The organism is Longimicrobiaceae bacterium (genome assembly GCA_035936415.1).
In the GTDB taxonomy this organism is placed as follows: domain Bacteria; phylum Gemmatimonadota; class Gemmatimonadetes; order Longimicrobiales; family Longimicrobiaceae; genus JAFAYN01.
On the sequence record DASYWD010000017.1, the window covers coordinates 1 to 4,114 of the forward strand.

Genomic DNA, 4,114 nt, shown 5'->3' on the forward strand with positions numbered 1-4,114 from the left:
AGCGCGACCCGCGCGTCGCCCGCGTCGCGGCGGCCACTCGCCAGCACCAGCGGGTAGGGCGGGGCCATTACCGCCGCGAGCGCGAGCCCCGCCCGGTCGCGCACCGTGGCGAAGTACGGCGGCAGCGCTGCCGCGGGTACCGAGCGCAGCCCCGCCGCCACCCCGAGGATCAGGCCGTGGAGCGGCTCGTCCTGCTCCAGCTCCGGCCGGGCGTCGTCGAGGAACGCGTCGGCGCCGGGGTGCCGGACGAGCCGGAGGGTGCGCTCGGGCGTCATGGAGGGGACGGACATCGGGGTTCGGAGGCCAGGGTTGGAGGTCAGACCACGCGTGTCTTCCAGCGCCCGCGGCGGAACATCAGCGCGCTCGCCACGGCCAGGGTCGAGAAGGCGATGGTGATGGACAGGAACACCCCGCGCGGCCCCAGCCCCAGCGGGACGGCGAGCACGTACGCCAGCGGGATCTCCCAGAGCCAGAACACGAACAGGTTGAGCACGGTGGGCGTCCAGGTGTCGCCCGCGCCGTTGAACGACTGGGTGAGCACCATCCCGTAGGCGTAGAACAGGAACCCCGCGGCCACGATGCGCAGGCAGTCGGCGCCGTAGGGGATGATCGCCGGATCGTCGGTGAAGAGGCGCACCAGCGGGTCGGCGAAGAGCACGAAGGCCAGCCCCACCGTCCCCAGGAAGCACAGGTTGTAGAAGCCGGCCTTCCACACCGCCTGCTCGGCGCGCTCGGGCTTCCCGGCCCCCAGCGCCTGCCCCACCATGGTCGCCGCGGCGCTGCTCATCCCGAACGAGGGGAGGAGGGCGAAGAGGACGATGCGGATGCCGATGGTGTACCCCGCCAGCGCCGCGCTCCCGAAGGTGGAGATGATGCGCACCAGCCCGATCCAGCTCGCCGTGCCGACCAGCACCTGGAAGGCGCCGGAGGCGGAAAGGCGCACGATGCGGGCGAGGAGCTCCGGCTGCAGCGCCAGGTGCCGCCGCCCGACGGTGATGCGCCCGCCGGGGCGGACCAGGTACGAGAGCGCGAGGAGGGCCCCGGTCCCGCGCCCGATGGTGGTGGCCACCGCGGCGCCGGTGACCCCCATCTCCGGGAAGGGCCCCGGCCCGAAGATGAAGCAGGGGGTCAGGGCGATGTTGATGAGGTTGGCGATCCAGAGCACGCGCATTGCGACGGCCGCGTCGCCCGCCCCGCGGAAGATGGCGTTGACCAGGAAGAGGAGCAGGATCGCCGCGTTCCCGCCCAGCATCACGCGGGTGAACGCGGTCCCCTGCTCGATCACCCCGGGCGAGGCGCCCATCAGCGCCAGGAGCCGCGGCGCCAGGGCCACCCCGGCCACGCCGATCACCAGCGACAGCCCCAGCCCCAGGAGGATGGCCTGCACCGCCGCGCGGGCGGCGCCGTCCGGGTCGCCCTCGCCGATGCGCCGCGCCACCGTGGCCGTCGCGCCGATCCCCAGCCCCATCGCCACCGTGTACACCAGCGCCAGCATGGCCTCGGTGAGCCCCACGGTCGCCACGGCGTCCGCGCCCAGCTTGGCGACGAAGAAGACGTCCGCCACGGCGAAGATGCTCTCCATGAGCATCTCCAGGATCATGGGGACGGAGAGCACCAGGACGCTCCGGCCCACGGGGCCCTGCGTGTAGTCGCGCTGCGAGCCGCGCAGCGCCTCGCGCACGGCGCTCCAGAGCCCGGTGTCTTCGGGCGGGGGCGCCGGCGGCTCTACCGGCGGGGGTGCGGGGGTGGGGGGGGCTTCCACGGTGCGGCGACGGACGGGTGAGAAGCACGGTCCGGCGGAGAGGCCGGCACGAGCCCTCCAATATCTGGCGCGGGGTGGGAGAGGTCCAGAGCGGCGGACGCGGGCGCTCCCCGGGCGCCCCGTTCACCCCCCCCGCCGCGCCGCGTGCTCCCGCAGGTAGAAGGCGGCGGCCTCGGTGCGGTTCCGCACGTTCAACTTCAGGTACAGGTTCTGGAGGTGGAACTTCACCGTGTTGTCGCTCACCCGCAGGCGCTGGGCGATCTGCGCGTTGGTGAGCCCCTCGGCCACCAGCGCCAGGATCTCCTTCTCGCGCTCCGTGATCTGCCCCGGCTCCTGGGGGCGCCGCCGCGCAGGAGCCAGCGCCGCGCGGCCAGCGGGAAGACCAGGTGCCCGCGGTGTACCTGGCGGATGGAGGCCACCGTCTGCTGCGGCGGCTCCGTCTTGAGCGCGAACCCCGCCGCGCCTCCCTCCAGCGCCGCGCGCATGGACTCGCCGTCGCTGTACGCGGTGAGCACCAGCACCCGCACCCGGGGGTGCCGCTCGCGGATCAGCTCCAGGCAGCGGAGGCCGCCCAGCTCCCCCATCTCCAGGTCCAGCACCGCCACGTCGGGCGCGTGGCGGCGCACCGCCTCCAGGAGCTGCTCGCCCGTGGTGGCCGTCGCCACCACCTGCAGGTCGCCCTCCGCCTCGATCAGCGAGCGCAGCCCCTCCAGCACCAGCTCGTGGTCGTCGGCCAGGACGATGCGGATGGTGCTCATGGGGCGGGCGGCTCCAGCGGGACCTCCACGGCGACCGTCGCCCCGCGGCCCGGGGCGCTGCGGATGCGGAACGTCCCGCCGATCATCTCCACCCGGTCGCGCATCCCCTGGAGCCCGAAGTGCTTCTCCGGCACCGGGGCCCGCGAGTCGAAGCCGTGGCCGTTGTCGGCGATGCTCATGCGCAGGTGCGGCTCCCCGCCGCGCCGGACCCGGCGCAGGCGCACCTGTACGCGGTCCGCGCCGCCGTGGCGGTAGGCGTTGGAGAGCCCCTCCTGGAGGACGCGGTAGAGCCCGATCTTCACCGGGAGGGCGATGCGGGGGATGGAGCCGCGCACCTCCAGGTCGATGCGCGTGTCCGTCATGGACTCGTGCTGCAGGGCGAGCCCCTCCAGGAGCGTCACCAGCTCGCGCGCCTCGAACTCCGGCGGGCGGAAGGCGCCGATGAAGGAGCGCACCTCGTTCAGCCCGCCCTCCAGGAGCGAGCGGATCCGGCCCAGCCGGTCCTGCACCTCGCCGCCCAGCGGCCCGGACCCCTCCAGGGCGCGCCGGAGGAGGTCGAGCTGCGAGAGCGCGGCGTACATGTGCTGCACCGGCCCGTCGTGGATGTCCAGGAGGATGCGCTGCAGCTCGCGCTCCGTGACCTGCATCATCCGGCGCGACGCGTCGATCTCGCGCTGTCCCTGCTCCGGCGGGGCCGGTCGTGTCGCGGGTGTCATCCCCTCCTCCGGATCATCAGGGCGTCCGCCGCGTCCCGCACGGCGGGGTGGACGAGCGAGAGCGGTTCCGGCTCCCCCCAGCGCAGGGCGCCCTCCGCGACCCGGTCCGGGAAGAGGGTCACCGCGTGCCACTCCCCCCCCATGGAGGACCACCAGCGGATCCCCGCCCGCCCCCGCGCGTGGAGGGCGTCCGCCACGCCGCGGGTGGTCTCGCGGGAGCGCGCCGCCACCTGGTCCGGCCGGATCCCGTGCTCCAGAAGCACGGCGGGGTCGCACAGGTCCGCCACCCGCGCTGCCAGGTCGGGGGCGAGATCCACCGCCACCAGCGCCAGGGTCCGCCCGAACTCGGCGAGGTCCCACGGCTCCAGCTCCTGCCCCCGGAAGCGCTGGATCTTCTCGGCCACGGCGTGCCCGGGGGACTCGGCCAGGTACAGGACCGGGGTGGAGGGGAGGTCGAAGCGCCCGCTCCCCTGCGCCCGGGGGATGAAGGCGGCGGAGAAGGGCTCCCCCGGGGCCGCCGCGGGGTCCCAGGGAAAGACGCGCCAGAGCGGGGACGCGGGCGCGGACATCAGCCGTAGGCGCCGCTCTTTTCGGCCTCGATGGCGGCGATCACCTCGGAGAGGCGGCCGGAGACGAGCACGTCCACCGGGCGGCGGTCGCCCAGGTGCGCGTTGGTCCCGTAGAGCCACTTGGGGATGCTGCGCTCGTCGAGGAAGCCGGAGAGCAGCTCCACCACCGCGTCGATCCCCACCACCCGGTCCGCGTTCGCGGGGTCGGGGAGGTCGCCCTGGCGCCAGCGGGTGATGCGGCTGCGGTCCACCCCCAGGAGGCGCGCCAGCTCCGCGTCCGAGCCGAAGGCCCGCCCCGCGAAGTCGCAG

At 74.4% G+C, this 4,114-nt stretch carries 7 protein-coding genes; all 7 read right to left on the reverse strand.

Going from position 1 to position 4,114, the window contains the following annotated elements; all coding sequences use genetic code 11:
• Nucleotides 1-290, reverse strand: a 290-nt coding sequence (locus VGR37_00835) for a hypothetical protein (GenBank protein ID HEV2145939.1), incomplete at its 3' end; no start/stop codon positions are given.
• Nucleotides 291-316: 26 nt separating this feature from the next.
• Nucleotides 317-1,681 carry an MATE family efflux transporter gene (locus tag VGR37_00840; protein HEV2145940.1) on the reverse strand — a complete coding sequence of 455 codons (1,365 nt, stop codon included), beginning with the start codon at nt 1,679-1,681 and terminating at the stop codon, nt 317-319.
• Between the two features lie 204 nt (nt 1,682-1,885).
• Complete coding sequence (locus VGR37_00845) at nt 1,886-2,050, reverse strand: LuxR C-terminal-related transcriptional regulator (protein HEV2145941.1); 165 nt, start codon at nt 2,048-2,050, stop codon at nt 1,886-1,888.
• The gene (locus tag VGR37_00850; protein HEV2145942.1) at nt 2,002-2,520 is read right to left on the reverse strand and encodes a response regulator transcription factor; all 519 of its coding nucleotides are present in this window, start codon (nt 2,518-2,520) and stop codon (nt 2,002-2,004) included. Before VGR37_00850 ends, VGR37_00845 begins: the two co-directional genes overlap by 49 nt.
• Nucleotides 2,517-3,236: a sensor histidine kinase gene (locus VGR37_00855; protein ID HEV2145943.1), complete on the reverse strand. Its 720-nt coding sequence runs from the start codon at nt 3,234-3,236 to the stop codon at nt 2,517-2,519. Before VGR37_00855 ends, VGR37_00850 begins: the two co-directional genes overlap by 4 nt.
• Entirely contained in the window at nt 3,233-3,805 is a 573-nt protein-coding gene (locus tag VGR37_00860) for an RES family NAD+ phosphorylase (protein HEV2145944.1), read from the reverse strand. Before VGR37_00860 ends, VGR37_00855 begins: the two co-directional genes overlap by 4 nt.
• Nucleotides 3,805-4,114, reverse strand: a 310-nt coding sequence (locus VGR37_00865; protein HEV2145945.1) for a hypothetical protein, incomplete at its 5' end; no start/stop codon positions are given. The genes VGR37_00865 and VGR37_00860, both read right to left, overlap by 1 nt.